Here is a 17,856-nt window from a genome sequence, read left to right on the forward strand (position 1 = left end):
AATACCAACCCTCAGGAGGGTGATTGGTCAAGATAGTTGGCGACGGTTGCCCGGCGATCAATTTTACCCGTAGGGGTTTCAGCAAAATTAGGGACAATAATGACATCTTTGGGAATGACATATTTACCGATTGTCTGGCGGATGTCGGCCTCCGCTGTTTCCCATGCTTGCCAAAATGATTCGGACGGGGTAGAATGAATCAGTTCAATGAAAGCTACTACACGCTGTCCCAATTGTTCATCGGGTAGACCCGCAATGATAACCCGATGGGATAGACCGTAGTTGGTTAATACTTGACTGATTCGCTGCTCTATTAATTCGGGTTGTAGTTTAACCCCGCCTGAATTGATGATGGCATCGGCCCGGCCCAGCAGACGAAAATGTAGATTATCTAGTAATTCAACCACGTCGTTGGTCTGGACACGCTCAAAATTGGTGGCGGCCGATGTAATATGTAAACAGCCTCGTTCGTCGGTACCCAGAGTTACGCCATCAAGCGCCTTGAATATAGCCGATGCGTCGGGGCCATTCAATCGGCGGAGGGCAATGTGAGAGACTGTTTCGGTCATGCCATAGGTGGCAAAAACAGGGGCAGTAATCACTTGTAATGCCTTCTCCAGAGCCATACTGGTAGCTGCACCGCCTACCAGTATGGCTTTCATGCCATTCAGAATTGGAAGCTTGTCGGGCGATTGTTCCAGAATTGTTTGTAGTTGCAGGGGGACCAGGGCCGTAAAAGCGAAATGGGATGTTGTCGGGTCAAGGTGTTCTAGTGGATTGCTGGAGGGTTCAAGGAGGGTCATCGGCAGACCAAGCTCCAGCCCTCGTACCAGCATCATGGTACCGGCCACATACCGAATATTCAGGCAAACCAGTGCTGCGTCGCCTGCCTGTAAATCAAGCGTCTGTCCGGTTAGGCGGGCGCTGGCCTGCATCTGCGCCCGCGTCAGTCGAATCGGTTTAGGCGTCCCGGTCGATCCCGACGTATGGAGAACAAATTCTGTTTGCCCACTTTGCCAGGCTTTGCAAAAATCCAGCGCTTCGGATTCATAGGGCGTAGCAGGCTGGGGCCAATAGGACGGTGACAGAATATGCATGGTATAAAATGACTATTAAGTATGCGCGCCCTGTGTCTGATTGTTAGAATGACTTAAAGAAGGTAAGAGCGCCAATTCCGTAAAGGCTCCGGCTGCAATACCGATGGCATAGCAGAGCAGATCACTCCAGAGAAAGCCAAAGCCTAGTACCAGACCTCCCAGTCGGGTTGATCGCAGGTAATCGATCCAGGGAGCGTGGTATAATTGACTGAGTTCAATGCACACAGAAAACAGAAGGGCGACCAGTGCAATCGTGGTGGTTGACCGTCGGCGGAACAGGAATCCAAAACCCAGAAATACCATCAATGCCCATAATGTATCACCTGCATAATTCCGGATGAACGAGTCTGGACCTGGAAGCCATCGTGATGCCAGCCCGAACCCAACGACGCCGACCAGTAGGAGTCCGTAACTAACCCGATTGCGCACAGCTGGTATAATCGCTTAATTATGGACTCGAATGGTTTTTGCCGCCAGGTTGGTCTCAACCGTGTATTGAGTGAGCGGAACGACTGCCGGACCAGCGATGACATCGCCATTCGTAGCGAAGCGGGAGAGGTGGAGTGGGCAATAGAATTGATTTTCTACGGATTTATAAACCAGTTGAGTGTTTTGATGGGTACAGTTGGCCGAAACAGCTATATACCGCCCATCTTTAGTTTGTGCAACAATCACTCCATTGGCGATTACATAGCCTCCCTTTACGGTCAGATTTTCGTTGGCCCGATCATCCAGCCGTAATGTAAAGTCAACTTTTTTTGTAGTAGGTGTGGGCGGTGGAGAGCCATCCGCCTGATCGCTGCAGCCAATCATACAGCGCTTAAGGACTATGGCGCCAATACTGGTTCCAACCAGCCGAAAAAAATCCTGACGGTGCATTGTTGGCTGATCTGAGGGCAGAAACGTAGTATCCATAGTGGTTTTGATGTACTTTTGTGGCATTATGCCGGATTCATCGGTGTAAATATGCGTTATTTTTTGTCATTCAACGACAGCAAACAAATACGTTTGCCGGGCGGTTACCCAATTAACAAATATGGAAGAAGCGAAAGTTTTCATCAATCCGATTTCACCGGATAAAGTTGCCGAATCGCCAGGATTGCTGGCCTATGCTCACTCGGTCGGTGGAGCCATCATTCGACCCGAAGACAAAGGTAAAATTACAGGGCGGGCTGTAGCAGCCATGCGTGAGCAAACCGATATGCAGCTCAGTCAACTATATAAACAGATGCAGTTGCTGGCTGAGCAGGCTACGGCCATTCGGAATCGGGTCGAAATATCGGAGCGTATTTATGCGGCACAAATGAGTTTTGAACCCGTAGTTGGGCATACCTATTATTTTTATCAGCGTAAAAATGGTACAGACCTTCTCTCAATGGTGGCACCCAATGAATGGGGTCGTAAGTTTCCTTTTGAGCGTTGCCTCGCCACGGTCCGTATGATGGCCGATCATACGTGGGATGTGCAGTATCATGAAACAGAATTTTCAATGAGTGAATGATCGAATGAGTGAATTGTTGCGAACTTCGATTCGTTTGCCATTCAATCATTCGATCATTCAGTAATTCAATCATTATGACGAGTAACTACCCTTGGGAACCCATTAAAGAATACAAAGAAATCCTGTTCAGCTATTACGACGGGATTGCTAAAATCAGTATCAACCGACCGCATAAGCGCAACGCCTTTACGCCATTGACCGTTAAGGAGATGTCGGAAGCGATGGAAATAGCCCGACAGGATGAACGGGTTGGCGTAATTATCTTGACAGGTGAAGGGGGCGAAGCCTTCTGTTCAGGTGGTGATCAGTCGGTGCGCGGACATGGCGGGTACGTTGGGGAAGATAAAGTGCCACGATTGAATGTATTGGACCTGCAAATGCAAATCCGTCGTATTCCAAAGCCTGTGATTGCAATGGTGGCGGGTTATGCTATTGGCGGTGGCCATGTTCTACACGTGATTTGCGATTTGTCGATTGCCGCCGAAAATGCACGCTTTGGCCAAACGGGTCCAAAGGTGGGATCATTCGATGGTGGCTTTGGCGCTTCATTCCTGGCCCGGGTGGTTGGCCAGAAAAAAGCCCGCGAAATCTGGTATTTGTGCGATCAATACGATGCGCAGGAGGCCCTGGAGATGGGGTTGGTCAATAAAGTTGTACCCCTTGAGCAATTGGAAGAGGTAACCATTAGCTGGTGCCGGAAAATTCTTGAAAAAAGCCCTATTGCCATTCGGATGCTGAAAGCATCGTTCAATGCTGAACTGGATGGGCAGGCCGGTATACAACAGTTGGCTGGTGATGCCACGTTGCTCTATTATCTGTCGGAGGAGGCCAAAGAAGGAAAAGACGCGTTTTTGGAAAAGCGTAAACCTGACTTCAGTAAGTTTCCAAAATTTCCATAATAGGGAAAAAAATCCGCTATACGGTTTACAGTAAACGAATACGAAGGTATTATCCTATTGTGAACCGCGTAGCGGAAACCAATCAGTTACTTTCTACCTATTTATCCGTATTTGATATGGTCTATCGCTAAGAATGTCATAGATTTGGCCTAAAATTTAAATTTATCAGGGACGTTCAGGGGCCACTTTAGTTATGTATGAATAATTAGTTATTCATACTTTGGAAATCTCAACTTATGACAACATCATCTCTACCCAAAAGTGACCCTAGTCGAGTAGTGTATTTAGTAGACGATGATGAGGAAGATGCCATTCTGTTTGAAATGGCCATTCATGAAATTATTCCCAATTGTCGTTTACGCATTTTTTACAATGGCCTGATTCTTCTGGAGGTATTGGCTGATCCAACAGCCAGACCCCATTTGATTTTTCTGGACATGCATATGCCATACCCCGACGGGCTGGAAATTCTAATGAACCTAAAGATTAACCGACAATGGGCCGACATTCCGGTTATTATGCTAACGGGCGTTGAAGATGTCGATAAAGTGTCGCTGGCCTATCAACTAGGAGCTCAATCCGTTATTGTGAAACCCTCTACCCACAGTCAACTGCTGGATATTGTCATTAGTATTCGGGAGTACTGGTTTAAGACAGTTCGCCTTCCGGGTCAGGCTTAGTGGGAATTACGTGCTGTTCGATATGCTCGAGGGACTTCAGATAATCCATCAGTTCCTGCTCACTACCGAAAAGCTTGGGTTCTTTCACAGGTAATTTCAATTTCAGCGGCATTTTGACCAGATCTTCATACTGGCCGATTGGCTTAAGTTCGTATACGGCGGTTGCTACTTTCAATTCATAGACATCCACCGGCTGATCGATCACACTCATTTCCTCCAGTCGGCCATCGAAGAAAATACGCTCAATCTGGGCCTCGAAATAAGGGTAGGTGGGCCCTTTCTCATCCTGACGCCGTTGGCCGTGCTCCTGATTGACATAAACAGTAGCACCTACTTTGAAAGGAAGTTCAATCGGAGTAAACGTAATCGTCATAACGGTAAAAAATTTAGCGGTTCCAAGGTAGCCATCTTGTGTACGATTGCCAAAGATATGTTATAAGACGTATATGGTTTAGTAAATAAGTTGATAATTATATACGTTTTATAAGACTGTTAATCGGATGCAGGCAGAGTAATCGTAAACTCGGTGAATTGTCCGTATTCGGTAGATAGAGTTAATGTGCCGCCGTAGCCTTTCGTGATAATATCATAGCTGAGCGATAAGCCCAGTCCAGTGCCAACTCCGTTGGGCTTGGTTGTGAAAAAAGGCTGATATATTTTTTCTCGGACTGCCTCAGGGATTCCTGTGCCATTGTCCCAGATCGAGAGCAGGATATACTTTCCCCTGCGTTCTGAATGGACTCGTAGCTCTGGTGTAAAACCGGTTGGATTTAAGGCAAGTTTCTGTTGAAGGGCATAAAAAGCATTGGTGTACAGATTGATTAAAACCCGGCTAATTTCCTGCTGTACTACATTCGTCAGACCCAGGTTCGTATCGAGTTCAGTCGTTAGATTGGCTTCGAATGTAGAATCGTTTCGTTGTATCGTATGATAGGTCAGCCGGAGTTGCTCTTCTGCCAGGCTGTTAAGGTCCGTTGGCTCTTTTTCGCCCGTAACTTTTCGGCTGTGTTCGAGCATGCCTTTTACAATTGCTGAAGCCCGCCCACCATGTTGGGTGATTTTCTGGAGGTTCTGTTTCAGATCGGCTAGTAACTCCGCCTGTAACTCATCGATTGGGCCGGTTTCGTGCTGAACCTCTACAAGCTCATCGACTAACTCGGCGGATACTTCCGAAAAGTTATTAACGAAGTTTAACGGGTTCTGAATTTCATGAGCAATACCGGCGGTCAGTTCGCCGAGTGCGGCCATTTTCTCAGACTGAATAAGCTGGTTTTGTGTTGTTTTTAGCTCACTAAGGGTATGTTGAAGGGCTTCTTTCTGGTCATGTAACTGCTGGTTTGTTCGCATACGTTGCCGATTTGATCGGATCAGCGTAATCGAAAAGGCTAGTAGCAGGAAAGCCAGACCGACCAGGAGTAACAATAGCTGACGTTGTTGCAGGGCATCCTGTTCACGAAGTTTGCGTTCGGCGACCAGCAGTTTGATCTGGGCTTCTTTCTTTTGACTGGTTTGCCGGAATTTAATAGCGGCCAGTTGACGGGCCGTTACTTCTGCCGCCAGACTATCTTTGTAGGCAGTATACTGTACATAATAGTTATAGGCCTGTGCGTAATCGCCACGTTGGGCAAATCTCTGACTCAGTTGATGACTCGAATCCCGGATCTTCTTCTTTTCGGTTAATTTCGTGAGGTCGGGCGAGGGTTGACCACTTAGCCTGACCAAACTATCGAGCCAACTTTCCGTAAAGTGTATAGAAGAAGGTGGTGTAAACTGAGTGGATTTTTCGGGATTAAATCGATGGGAGGGTAGATTAGGTCGTGCTGTCGGGAAAGGGGTTTTGGATAGTTCATCGTTATTCGGTTGGAAGAACCGCCCTCTTTGTGGCTTTTCTTTCCTCCTGACTGCAGCCTGTTTCATACTTATGCTTAAGGCATGGACGACAGGTAGCAAACGAGCATTCGTATCCTGCTTCATCAAATCTCCTGCCATTGATAGGGCCCAGCTAACCTCTCGAACGTCGAGTAATTGGGCTGCCAAAGATAGGGCTTCGGCCTGGAGTGTATTGGCCGTTTGTGATTGACTACCTTCCTGCCGTTGACTACTGGCTAACTGGCAAAGTGCCACAAGTTGGCTTGCGCGATCATTGAGCCGACGGGCAGCTCGAAGCAGCGAGTCGGCAGTGAAGGGATTAAGTGGTCGATTGTTTAGTTGCAGGTTTTTTCGCAACCATTTGATCTGGGCAATGGAAGCGGAGGGCGTAGTGAGGCTATCTCTCTGGATAGCTTGCGCTACGCCTTTAGGTGTTGCCTGAGAGAAGATAGCTAAGATTAGCAGGAAGTAGCCGATAAAATCCCTGACTCGCATAACGACTTCCAGACGACAGTAAATTGAAATTGATCAGCGAAAGATAAAAAAAACCTTTACAAATAATAGCAACTAGCTAGGTACATGCCTGATGGTGCTGAACCTCGCCACGAATTAGTACCATCAGGGCTATAAATAGATTTGGCCTCATCGAAATGAGGCCAAATCTGTTTACAAACTATAGTGTTCAAAAGCTATCTTATGAACGAGGGCGACCGCCACCACCAGCAGCCGGGGCTGCCTGTTGCTGACCATCGTTGCCGCCACCGCCTTCACCTTTTACATCGTCATTTTCAATCGACTTCTTCCGCTTGCTGTCGACGAACTTCATCTTACCAATTTTGTAGCTAAAGGTTAGCCGAACACCAGCGTTATAGAAGCTATTGACACTCGATTGACTTAGGATGGACGAGCTTGATTCCGAACGAACGGTGAAGGGATGGTTCAGGAAGTTTTCGGCAACCAGGCCAATGCTTCCCTTTTTCTGAGCGATTTCTTTCCGGAAACCGATGTTATAAAAGGCAAACGAACCCTGATAGCCTTGTAACTGAATCCGGCGTCCCATCATACCACCACCGCCCTGAAGTCCCCAGCCATTTCCAATGGTATAGGTGCCGAAGAGCCGTCCGCCCAGTACCCAGCCGGAATTTGAGGCCGCATAAATCGGGTTTGCGTTGTTGTTGGTCAGGTTAACATGCATCAGATCGAAGCCACCATTGAGCTGGAGTTTTGATGAGAGGTTGATATTCCCGAACACGTTCATGCCATAGGTATCTTCGTAGCCGACGTTCTGGTAGTTAGTCCGAATAGCTGTTTGGGCCACATTGTTTACCAGTACCGTAGCCGTGTCGCGCACGCTGGTGATTTCGTTGTTGGTCCGACGGGCAAAGAGTGAAGTGGTCAGATAAACGGCTTTCAACGGCATGGATAAGCTCAACTCCACGTTGTCGGTCAGCTCGGGCGATAAGTAGGGGTTCCCCTGGCTTATGTTTGTTGGGTTCGACGAGTTGACGTTTGGATTCAGGAACTGGATCCCAGGGCGTTGAATCCGGCGGTTGTAGGCCAGCTTCAGGGTTTTGTTCCCTTTCAGGCTCTTCGAAATATTGATACTGGGTACCAGATTACCGTAGTTCGACAGGGAGATGGGCGTGCCAGTTTGTTCGGATCCAAACCGGGCATCCAACAGCGTATATTCATACCGCGCTCCCGCTTTCAGCGTGAATTTTTTAGGTAACGCTGCCGTAATCGAAGCATAGGCGCCCAGAATTTGCTGTTGGTAATTCAGTGAATTGTTTTGCCGGGTATTGTCGACAACGTAATCGCCTGTGGCACCTTGAGCCAGAAAATAGGTATAGTCGCTATTAACTTGACGGAGGATGCCTTTGCCACCAAATTCGAGCAGTGTTTTCTGACTCAACGGTGTCTGGTAATCAATCTGTAAGGTTGATTCTTTATTCTGACTGGGGTTGTCGTTCCGCTGCCGCGACAGAATGGTATGCATATCGGTTGGGCTGAGCAGATCGGCCGTAAAATCATTCTGACGGTTGTTTTGGCTAAAAAGTCCCAGGATGCTTAGTTCCTGTTGAGGTTTGTATGTTTTGGTATACGTGACATTGGCATCCAGATTGCCGTTAATGTCTTTTGTTGAAACGTCCCGTAAATTCAGAACGGGATTGCTGACACCCGGCAAGTAGGTGGTTGTCAGCAGCCCATTTTGCGTTGAGGTGCCATTGCGGGCTCCGTAGCGTACGCTAGCTGTCAGCGACGTATTTTTGTCAATGTCATAATCCCAGCCCAACTGATAGTTACCAAACAGCCGCTGTGTAAGGGTACTGGCATTCTGAATCGTAACCTGGTTGCCATTGGCCGTTTTGGTGGTCTGGGTATTTTCAAATTCACCTTTTACATTGTACTCGGCCCGTCCGAAGCCGCTGAGCGAAAATCCCATTTTGCCGGTGCGGTAATTGGCATTCAAACCCAGGTTCGAGCCGCGGTTGCCCACTCCACTGTTTACGTCAAGTGTCAGACCCTGTAAAGTCGTTTTCTTGGTCACGATGTTAATGATACCTCCCGATCCTTCAGCATCGTACTTAGCCGACGGGCTGGTAATGACTTCAACGCTCTTGATCATGTCGGCCGGAATCTGTTTCAATGCATCGGCGACGCTACTGGCGACAATGGTACTAGGCTTGTTGTTGATCAACACCTGAATGTTGCTACTACCCCGAAGGGTCAGGTTCCCGTCGAGATCAACCGTGAGCATGGGGACTTTCCGCATTACATCCGAAGCGTCTCCACCTTTGGTGGTTACATCTTTTTCGGCATTGTACACCAGGCGGTCCACCCTTTCTTCAATCATCGACGCCTGACCTGTTACGGTGGCTTCGGCCAGTGTGCGGACATCAGGGGGGAGATTTATAACCCCTACATTGATTTCGGAACCTTTGGCAATCGTAATCGGAGCCGACAGACGGTTCTTATAACCGATGAAGGAGTATTGCAGTTTGTAGGTGCCTGGAGCCAGTTTCGATAGTGTAAATCGTCCTTTTTCATCGGCTGTGGTACCGTCGATTGGCTTGTTGGTTTGGGTATTGATCAGGGCTATGGTAGCGTATTCGACGGGTTTGCTGGTCGTTGAATCCATCAGGATACCTGAGATCTTACCATTTCCTTTAGGCTGTGTATCAGTATCGGTTCCTGGAATGAATGTTTTTTCTTTTTTCTGGCCAAATCCATCCTGGCCGCCTGGTCCGCCAAATCGCCCACCACCGGGTCCACCGCCCCCAGGGCCGAATTGAGCAAAAGCTGTACTGCTTATAAACAATAAAAGAAGTATTTTTTTCATGGTAGTACTCCGCTGTAGTGAGGTGCTTTTTCGTTGGGACGAAATTGCTACGGAGTATCATCGCCAGAAAATGAATGTTGCCGAATGCCCGATTTTGGGTGGTGGATCGGGGTTTTTGAACTTCAAAAATAATTATGGTTGATTTTCAGGCTGAAATGAGATGGTCTATTAAGTTACATGTATTGTCGTTTGTAATTTGCTGATTATCAATTGGTATTAATCATAAATGCCAGAATTTCACTAAGTGATTCTGGCATTTATGATTAATAAGTATATCTACTGGCTAGGCTAATTCGGCACATTGCACGATACACAGGAGAAATCTATTCCCATCGAAGGCATCCTTAATTGATCAATCGGAACAGGTGATTCCAGCGGATTTTGTGCCATACGTCGGCCGGGACCGGATCGATAGACATCCAGACAAACACGGCCTTACCGATAATATGGTCGGCCGGAACAAAGCCCCAATAACGCGAGTCTTCCGAGTTGTGTCGGTTGTCGCCCATCATGAAATAGTAGCCTTGTTTGAAGGTATACGACGTAATTGGCTGGCCGTTGATTTGAATGCTGGTGGCAGTTATCTCTACTTTTCCATTGCCTTCATACCGTTCAATGACAGGGCCATATACCGCAATCGTTTGTTTGTTAATTGGAATGGTCATGCCCTCTTTCGGAACCTTGAGCGGCCCAAAATTATCCTGATTCCAGGCATAGGCTGAACTTCCGTAAATACCGGGCCCTACCTGACCAGCAGGTTCCGTCATCGGCTCGATGCCTTTCACCCAGTCGAATCCCCTGAATTTGGTAATCATGTGTTGGGTGGTATTGACCCGATAACCGACCAGTTTATACGTTTTCGTGGTATCGTTGTAAACGGCAAGGGGTTGCCAATTGATGAAAGGCCCCTCCGGCGATTTGAAATCATTCACGATGTCGTACTTGCGAAAAAAGCGCTCGTCAAGCTCTTCGGTTGTTTTAAGAAAGTAAGTAGTTTGCGCCCGTTCGGGAGTAGGCATCACCTTGCCGTTCACATAAACCTGCTCCTGCCGGATTTCGATAACATCGCCCGGAATACCAATGCAGCGCTTGATAAAATCAGTTTTCAGGTCGGTAGGGTAGTCCGTTTCGCCCGTTTTAGGTGGTGGGTAATTGAAAACGACTACATCCCCATTTTTGACGCTCGTAAAGCCCGGCAAACGATAAATGGGTAACTGAATCGCTTTGCTGAACGACGGAATTTCAGTGCCCCAGATTTTCTGATGGGTAAGCGGAACCTGTAACGGCGTTTTTGGAGTCCGTACACCATAGTGAAGCTTACTGACGAACAGATAGTCGCCCACCATCAGGTCACTCTCCATGGAAGGGGTCGGAATGGCGAAGGCTTCAAAGGTCAGGAACCGGATAAGGGTGGCGGCAATGACCGCAAACAGAATCGAGTCGAGCCATTCCCGAAGGGGCGACTTTTTAGGTTTAATAGCTTTACCAGTGGTCTCTGTTTTCTTGCCAAACATAAAGAGTGCGTAAATTATGCGTTTGATTTATAGCGGTCTGTAATGGAACGATTTGACTACTGATGAAATATACAGGCAAAGTGTATGGGGTAGCATCTATTTTACATAGATGGCTCTATAGTAGGTTGATTGTCGGGAAGTAGAGCGATATGATTAATTTTCCGGCGGATTTACCAAAAGCAATTATGGTGTATCATCTCATTTTCAGAATTAATCTTCTCGTTTTGGCGGTATTACTTGTGGCTTTGTCTACGTATGCCCAGACGGCAAAGCGGACCACAAACTCCATCGAGCAATTCCGTACCAAAATCGAGCAGATTGCGCAGGATGCCCAGGGGCGAGTAGGGGTTGCCGCTACGTTGCTGGAGACGGGGGAGTCAGTCGGGTTTCATGAAAATGAGCAATACCCGATGCAGAGCGTTTACAAACTGCCGATCGGTATGGCTGTCCTGCATCAGGTTGATCAAGGGAAGCTAGTGTTGGCACAATTGGTTCATGTATCCAAGAGCGATTATATATCTGAACGGCAACATAGCCCCATACGGGATAAATTCCCTCAGGGAGCCGACATAACCCTTGCTGAACTCCTTCGTTACGCCGTTTCAGAAAGTGACGGATCGGCCAGTGATGTGCTGTTGCGGGTTCTGGGTGGGGCAGAGGTGGTGATGAACTATTTGCGGACGCTGGGTATAACAGGCGTGATGGTTCTGAATACGGAGAGAGAAATCGGTAGTGACAATGCCGTTCAATATCGTAACTGGGCTAAGCCGAGCCAGTTAGTCGCTTTATTGAAGGCCGTTCAGGCGGGTAAAGGATTATCCAGAACAAGCCATGCCTTGCTGCTCCATCTATTGACCGATACACAGACTGGACGTCAACGGCTCAAAGGATTACTCCCGGCAGGTAGTCTGGTAGCCCATAAAACCGGCACTTCCTGGACAATCGATGGCATAACAGCCGCTACAAACGACGTAGGTAACCTTACCCTGCCCGACGGGCGTCATATCGCCATTGCCGTACTCGTTTCCGATGCTAAAGCCGACGCGACAACACGAGAAGCTGTCATCGCCCGGATTGCCAAAGCTGCCTGGGATTATTGGCATTGACTGAATTCCTACTTTAGCACATCGGCTAATTCAACTTCCGCATAGTCGTTGTTGTAACTAACTTGGCCTACTGAGAAGTCGATGGATACAAATACCTTCTCAATAGGCCAGACGAACCGCAAAATCACCTGCTATCAGGATGAAGGCATGCCGTACATGTCCTGCAAATAGTCATTCCATGTTTTTGAATCGGTAGCCATTTCCGGGCAAGTGTTATACCCTTTTATTAAACCATTCATGAGTGAGCCCAGTATAGGTATCGGAAGAACCGGTTTCGATATATGTCGGTGCGTCATCCATGACCGAGCAAGGGTTTGAAAGTCCAATACTTGTGGGCCTCCCAGATTCAGGATTGTATTCTGGTTTCCGGCCAGGGTCAGTTGGTAGAGCTTATCGGCTACCGCGTCGACATGAATGGGTTGAGCCAGTAGTTTTCCGGGCAAAAAGCCAATGGGAAATTGCATGAGCTTACTAATAAAAAAATCGATCAGGTTGTAAAACTGCGTAGCCCTTAGAATCGTGTAAGGAACCTGGCTGTTACGGATCAATGCTTCCGAATCGAGCTTGGCCTGGTAATAGGCGTACGGAATTTTATCGATACCGACGATCGAGCAATATATCAGGTGCTTTACGTCTGACTTGGGGATAGCCTTCAGGATGTTCCGTGTAAGAACGGATTCGAACGAATCCCGACCAATCTTTCCGTTTCCACTGGCCAGATGCAAAACAGTATCGACACCCGCCATTGCTTCCATTAGCCCTTCACCTGAAACAAGGTCGACATACGTCCAGGTGTCGGTAGCTGTCTGATTGACAATGCTATACGATTGGGCTTTGACTGGATGACGACTGCCAATTCGATAATCCGCCTGTTTGGTATGTAGCCAGTTGGCCATCGCCGAACCGAGTACCCCCGTACCACCAAGAATTAAGATTTTAGTCATTTTTAGAGTCAGGCATGTTTGGGTTGAACAAGATGAGGCTTATATAACAGAAGCGGGATTAGCAGTAGTACACTCAGCGAGAGAGTCACTACATTGCCAATCTGATCGGCTACGGGTAGCCTATGTAAATGCTTTACATGATACCACAAATGAGGTATATTAAATAAAAGCAGGCTAATGGCTACGGCTCTGGCAGTTACGGTATGTGGAACGAAAAGGGCCAATGAACTAAGGCAGGTAAACGCCAGAAAGAAAGCGCCAACGTCACGAATCAGATGTTCATTGTAGGGGCCATCGACCGCAACCCAGTTATGTCCGAAACCTGGAAAATGATTGTAAAAATCGAAGGGCATGAAGAACGCCCAAAGGCCGGGTAGGCTGTTGGCCAGTGTAAAATAAAGTAGGATGGCCTGCACCCAGCGGGGATGTTTTTGTACCATATGCGTGAAACCTGAGATATGTTTCGCGCAAGACAAACCAACTGTTCATTTTGTGACAGACCTCGATTAATTTTTCTGGAGGTGAGCTAATTTATCAGGGTTGCGGAGTGAGAAAATGTGACCAATACCCTGTTCGTCAATGTCCAGTACCATAACCGTTGTCAGTAGTTGAGTGTCCTGATCGGAGAATAAAAAGGCAATCGACCCATTGATCAGAGCCGTTCTGACGGTTAGTGCAGCCCCTCGCTTTTCGATCATCGATCGTAGATACCGTTCCACCACTGTACGGCCAAACAACGGATTAATAGCTGTACGTACTTTACCGCCCCCATCAGAATACAGCACAACGTCCGTTTTCAGTAACTGCATGAAACTGTCGATGTCGCCTGTAGTACTGGCCTGCGAAAAGGCTTCGAGCAAGGTTTGCTGATGATGTGGGTCAATTGTAAACCGACGGGTTGAGCTGGCTATTTTTTCTTTGGCCCGATGATAAAGCTGGCGGCAGTTCGCTTCTGTTATATCGAACTGATCTGCCAGTTCGGCATAGTCCAGCTCGAAACTTTCTTTTAACAGGAAAATGGCTCGTTCGAGGGGCGACAGTTTTTCCAGGAGCAATAAGAAACCATAGGAAATATCCAGTTTGGCATCCAGTACGGGGTGGGGCCAACTGATAGGTTCGGGTAGCCAGGTGCCTTTGTAAGCCTCCCGCTGGCGTTTTACGGCACTCAGGTGGTTGAGTGAAGCATTCATAACGCTTTTGGCCAGATACGCTTTCGGATCCTGAACGGAGTCTGGTGACCGGCTAAGCCAGTTCGTCAATGTATCCTGAACGATATCTTCACTGGTCATAACTTCACCCGTCATCCGGTATGCAATGGAAAAAAGCAAAGGGCGATAGGTGTTAACTGCGTCAGTCGTTGGCATAGGCAAAACTAATCAGTTTCTTTTTGACAGAATAACTGAAAAACCTGTAGATTTACCGATACAGCACTCATCCTCATATACATAAGCTATTATGTCGACCCGCAGAGCGTTCTTTCGCCAGTCTGCAGCCGCAGCTACCGGCGCCCTTACTCTTCCGTCGTTTCTTCCGGAAACCTTCGCCAGCCCGATGCCAACGGCCGATGCCGGGCTCAAATTGGCTTCGGAGTGGGCCAAAGATGAAGATTTCTGGGCCTGGGTAAAATCGGAATACACGGTGTCGCCTAATCTGCTGAATCTGAACAATGGAGGGGTTTGCCCACAGCCTAAGGTTGTGCAGGACGCACATATCCGGTTTTATCAGTACTGCAACGAAGCGCCGTCGTATTATATGTGGCGGATTCTGGATCAGGGCCGCGAGTCGCTGCGGGAAAAACTGGCCGATCTGGGTGGGTGCTCGCCCGAAGAAATCGCCATCAATCGAAATGCAACGGAAGGATTGAATACGGTCATTTTCGGCTTAAACCTGAAACCCGGCGACGAGGTCGTGCTGACCAAACAGGATTACCCGAATATGCTCAACGCCTGGAAGCAGCGCGAAAAACGGGATGGTATCAAACTGGTTTTTCTGGACCTGAATTTGCCGAGCGAGAATGAGGATGCGCTGGCTGAGCAGTATATCCGGGCCTTTACGCCCCGCACTAAAGTGGTTCATGTGACGCACATGATCAACTGGATTGGGCAGGTAATGCCGGTTCGGAAAATTGCTGACGAAGCCCATAAACGCGGTATCGAGGTGATTGCCGATGGCGCCCACTCGTTTGCCCTGTTCGATTTCAAAATCCCTGATCTGGGGGCCGATTATTACGCAACCAGCCTACATAAGTGGCTATGTGCGCCATTTGGCAGTGGCATGCTCTACATTAAGCAAAACAAGATTCGCAACATCTGGGCACTCTTGTCCAACAATGAACCCGATGGACCAGATATTCGCAAGTTTGAGAGTCTGGGTACGCGTTCGTTTGCCTCTGAAATGGCCATCGGTACAGCCATCGACTTTCACAACAGCATTGGAACGGCCCGGAAGTTTGCCCGTGCGCACTACTTGAAAAATTACTGGATGGAACGGGTGAAGGATTTGCCGGGCGTGAAAATTCATACGTCGCTGAAGCCAGAATTTGCTGGGGCTGTAGCGCTGTTTTCGATCGATGGCATGAAACCCGGAGAGATTGACGGGCAACTCCTGAATAAATATAAAATCCATACGACGGCCATCGAGTGGGAAAACATCAAAGGCGTGCGGGTAACTCCTCACGTGTATCATACGCCCAAAGACCTCGACAGACTCGTCACCGCCATTACGGCTATATCGGAAAAACAAGCGCTAGCCGGAAAACAAAAGAAAAGCTGACAAAGAAAAATCCTGTAACCTGACTCGTTACGGGATTTTTCTTTGTTCCTGTAATCAACCGCTTAGTCCTGCTCATATAACGCCTTACTAACCAGCAATGGGCGCGCATTTTCAATGATCAACTGAGAACGTTTCTGGCCATTGGGTCGCATGAGCAGATAATAGATACTCACCGTAGCAATAAGATAGCCGACGAATAAACCGTTGCCGACAAACCCTAAAACAGCGGGTAGAACCAGCAACACTGCAAAGAGTACCGAGTTGGTATACAATGATTCGGTGAAAAGGCCGATCCGGCCAAACAGAAAATAAAATACCCGAACCCAGACGTAGGTATTCAGTACCAGAAACAGATTGAGTAGCCAGTAGGTCGATTGGGGATCGATCAGCAGATGAAGCGCGCAGAACAAATGGAGCGTCGTCACAAATACATAGCTCGGTATCATAATCGCTTTGGAGCCCGATACAATGGCAGTTTGATAAAACGAGGTGGGTATATGACCCGCCAGAGCTACAGCGGCTGCCAGTAGAGCCCAGCCCGCGTGGCCCATCAGATAAGCCAATAGGCAACTGACCAATTCCAGACAGCCTGATCCGATATGAAGGTAAAGCAACGTTCGTCGTTGTATCGACAGAAAAAATTTAGGGTGGGGCGGATGGTTGACGTGGTAAGTCAGGACAAACACGTTCATAAAAGCTGAAATACCGCAAAGCACAAGTTTTTCCACTTGGCATTCACGGGGCTGATATTTGGTGAGGAAATGGAAGCAAAAAAGCGCGGCCATGGTTAAGCCAGCCACAATCAGATAATACACAAACGACTTCATTACCGCTTTGTTGAGCACAGGCATCACGTAATCGATGGCAAAACAAAGCGTTTCAACTCAATATACCAGCGTCAATCGTCCGGTTCGATGGATTCAGGGGCTACCCGCTAGGGTAGTTTGGGCTTATCTGGGTAAGAGCGATCCGAACGGCTAGCAACGGTACCTAGCAGAATGCCCTTTGAAACAGCTTCAGTGAATCAATGCACTAGATAAGGTAAACTATTGGGTGGCCTGTGTTTATAGGAGGAGCGCAATGCGCTCGCTTTAAATTTATCTCCATCACATTTATGTTTCATTTGAACTGGGGCATTATCGGTTGTGGCGACGTAACCGAAGTAAAAAGCGGCCCGGCATTTAATAAAGTACCCCATTCGAGTCTGGTAGCGGTTATGCGTAGAGATGCCGATAAAGCGGCTGATTATGCGCAGCGTCATAAGGTACCGAAATGGTATACCGATGCTGATGCGCTTATCAACGACCCCGACGTTAATGCTATCTATATCGCAACGCCACCTGACAGTCATGCTGATTATGCCATTCGGGCTATGCGGGCCGGTAAACCAACGTACGTTGAAAAACCAATGGCTTTGAATGCGGCCGAATGCGAAGCCATGAACCGGGTAAGCCGGGAGACGGGTATTCCACTGTTTGTCGCCTTTTATCGTCGGGCCCTCCCATATTTTCTCAAGGTGAAAGAGTTGGTTGATCAAAAGGCAATTGGCGACGTTCGGTATGTGCATATCCAGTTGAACTGGGAACCGGCAGATAGGGAATTAGGAAAGGCTGCCGTTCCCAACTGGCGAGTTACTCCAGCGGTTTCGGGGGGCGGGTTGTTGCATGACCTGGCTTCCCATCAGTTCGATTTTCTGGAATTTTTGTTGGGGCCTATACAATCGGCCAGTGGTATAACCCGAAATCAGGCCGGACTTTATGAAGCTGATGATCTTGTAGTCGCCAGTTTTGCATTCGAATCGGGTGTCCTAGGTTCCGGGAACTGGTGCTGGACAGTCAACAAAGAGCAGCGGCTTGAACAAACGCAGTTGATAGGCTCAAAAGGGAAGCTTACCTTTTCATTTTTCGAAAACTTCGTCATTAAGCTCGAAACCGAGTCGGGGGCCGAAGAAATCACTGTTCCCTTTCCCGAACACGTTCAGCAACCCCTGATCGAATTAATTGTACAGGAACTGCGGGGAGAAGGCAAAAGCCCAAGCACAGGTGAAACCGGAATACGGTCCAGCCAAATCCTCGACTGGATAACCGCCCCGTAGAGACCGGTCAGGAAACGCCAGGTATGGTCGCTGGCGTTT

Annotated in this window: 17 protein-coding genes; 6 read left to right on the top strand and 11 right to left on the bottom strand. The window is 48.1% G+C overall.

Features of this window, described 5'->3' with window-relative positions:
* Window positions 1-11: 11 nt before the first annotated feature.
* The 3 genes from B5M13_RS13945 to B5M13_RS13955 are packed head-to-tail and all read right to left on the bottom strand — an operon-like array spanning window position 12 to window position 2,012.
* On the bottom strand, window positions 12-1,097 hold the full coding sequence (locus tag B5M13_RS13945) for an AMP-binding protein (RefSeq protein WP_080056259.1): 1,086 nt from the start codon (window positions 1,095-1,097) through the stop codon (window positions 12-14).
* Between the two features lie 15 nt (window positions 1,098-1,112).
* Window positions 1,113-1,526, bottom strand: coding sequence for a ribosomal maturation YjgA family protein (locus B5M13_RS13950; RefSeq protein ID WP_080056260.1), 414 nt, complete (start codon window positions 1,524-1,526; stop codon window positions 1,113-1,115).
* 15 nt (window positions 1,527-1,541) lie between these two features.
* Window positions 1,542-2,012, bottom strand: a complete 471-nt coding sequence (locus tag B5M13_RS13955) for a QcrA and Rieske domain-containing protein (protein ID WP_245859997.1) — start codon at window positions 2,010-2,012, stop codon at window positions 1,542-1,544.
* A 121-nt stretch (window positions 2,013-2,133) separates the two neighbouring features.
* Here B5M13_RS13955 and B5M13_RS13960 point away from each other — a divergent pair, with 121 nt between their 5' ends.
* The 3 genes from B5M13_RS13960 (at window position 2,134) to B5M13_RS13970 (ending at window position 4,177) form a co-directional block, all read left to right on the top strand.
* Window positions 2,134-2,598 carry a DUF2452 domain-containing protein gene (locus B5M13_RS13960; protein WP_080056262.1) on the top strand — a complete coding sequence of 155 codons (465 nt, stop codon included), beginning with the start codon at window positions 2,134-2,136 and terminating at the stop codon, window positions 2,596-2,598.
* A 74-nt stretch (window positions 2,599-2,672) separates the two neighbouring features.
* The gene (gene menB / locus B5M13_RS13965; protein ID WP_080056263.1) at window positions 2,673-3,497 is read left to right on the top strand and encodes a 1,4-dihydroxy-2-naphthoyl-CoA synthase; all 825 of its coding nucleotides are present in this window, start codon (window positions 2,673-2,675) and stop codon (window positions 3,495-3,497) included.
* A 236-nt stretch (window positions 3,498-3,733) separates the two neighbouring features.
* Entirely contained in the window at window positions 3,734-4,177 is a 444-nt protein-coding gene (locus tag B5M13_RS13970) for a response regulator (RefSeq protein ID WP_170061130.1), read from the top strand.
* Here B5M13_RS13970 and B5M13_RS13975 read toward each other — a convergent pair.
* The 4 genes from B5M13_RS13975 to lepB form a co-directional block, all read right to left on the bottom strand.
* Entirely contained in the window at window positions 4,146-4,550 is a 405-nt protein-coding gene (locus tag B5M13_RS13975; protein WP_080056265.1) for a hypothetical protein, read from the bottom strand. The genes B5M13_RS13970 and B5M13_RS13975 overlap by 32 nt on opposite strands.
* A gap of 119 nt (window positions 4,551-4,669) precedes the next feature.
* A complete protein-coding gene (locus B5M13_RS34150) occupies window positions 4,670-6,541 on the bottom strand; it encodes a sensor histidine kinase (protein WP_245859999.1) in 1,872 nt (623 codons plus the stop codon).
* Window positions 6,542-6,740: 199 nt separating this feature from the next.
* A complete protein-coding gene (locus B5M13_RS13985) occupies window positions 6,741-9,386 on the bottom strand; it encodes a TonB-dependent receptor domain-containing protein (RefSeq protein WP_080056266.1) in 2,646 nt (881 codons plus the stop codon).
* A 344-nt stretch (window positions 9,387-9,730) separates the two neighbouring features.
* Entirely contained in the window at window positions 9,731-10,900 is a 1,170-nt protein-coding gene (gene lepB, locus B5M13_RS13990; protein WP_080056267.1) for a signal peptidase I, read from the bottom strand.
* A 224-nt stretch (window positions 10,901-11,124) separates the two neighbouring features.
* Between lepB and bla the strand changes: the two genes are divergently transcribed.
* Window positions 11,125-12,006: a class A beta-lactamase gene (gene bla / locus B5M13_RS13995; RefSeq protein ID WP_245860001.1), complete on the top strand. Its 882-nt coding sequence runs from the start codon at window positions 11,125-11,127 to the stop codon at window positions 12,004-12,006.
* Between the two features lie 134 nt (window positions 12,007-12,140).
* Here the strand turns inward: bla and B5M13_RS14000 are convergent, their stop codons facing one another.
* The 3 genes from B5M13_RS14000 to B5M13_RS14010 all read right to left on the bottom strand — a co-directional run bounded on the left by B5M13_RS14000 (window position 12,141) and on the right by B5M13_RS14010 (window position 14,314).
* Window positions 12,141-12,950: an SDR family oxidoreductase gene (locus B5M13_RS14000; RefSeq protein ID WP_080056268.1), complete on the bottom strand. Its 810-nt coding sequence runs from the start codon at window positions 12,948-12,950 to the stop codon at window positions 12,141-12,143.
* Window positions 12,951-12,958: 8 nt separating this feature from the next.
* The gene (locus B5M13_RS14005) at window positions 12,959-13,390 is read right to left on the bottom strand and encodes a hypothetical protein (protein WP_080056269.1); all 432 of its coding nucleotides are present in this window, start codon (window positions 13,388-13,390) and stop codon (window positions 12,959-12,961) included.
* A 66-nt stretch (window positions 13,391-13,456) separates the two neighbouring features.
* The gene (locus tag B5M13_RS14010) at window positions 13,457-14,314 is read right to left on the bottom strand and encodes a sigma-70 family RNA polymerase sigma factor (RefSeq protein ID WP_080056270.1); all 858 of its coding nucleotides are present in this window, start codon (window positions 14,312-14,314) and stop codon (window positions 13,457-13,459) included.
* A gap of 91 nt (window positions 14,315-14,405) precedes the next feature.
* Between B5M13_RS14010 and B5M13_RS14015 the strand changes: the two genes are divergently transcribed.
* Window positions 14,406-15,722: an aminotransferase class V-fold PLP-dependent enzyme gene (locus B5M13_RS14015; protein ID WP_080056271.1), complete on the top strand. Its 1,317-nt coding sequence runs from the start codon at window positions 14,406-14,408 to the stop codon at window positions 15,720-15,722.
* A gap of 62 nt (window positions 15,723-15,784) precedes the next feature.
* Here B5M13_RS14015 and B5M13_RS14020 read toward each other — a convergent pair whose 3' ends face one another.
* Entirely contained in the window at window positions 15,785-16,573 is a 789-nt protein-coding gene (locus B5M13_RS14020; protein ID WP_080056272.1) for a hypothetical protein, read from the bottom strand.
* Between the two features lie 263 nt (window positions 16,574-16,836).
* Between B5M13_RS14020 and B5M13_RS14025 the strand changes: the two genes are divergently transcribed.
* A complete protein-coding gene (locus B5M13_RS14025) occupies window positions 16,837-17,817 on the top strand; it encodes a Gfo/Idh/MocA family protein (protein ID WP_080056273.1) in 981 nt (326 codons plus the stop codon).
* The last annotated feature ends 39 nt before the right edge of the window (window positions 17,818-17,856 follow it).

It is taken from the genome of Spirosoma aerolatum (assembly GCF_002056795.1).
In the GTDB taxonomy this organism is placed as follows: Bacteria; Bacteroidota; Bacteroidia; order Cytophagales; family Spirosomataceae; genus Spirosoma; species Spirosoma aerolatum.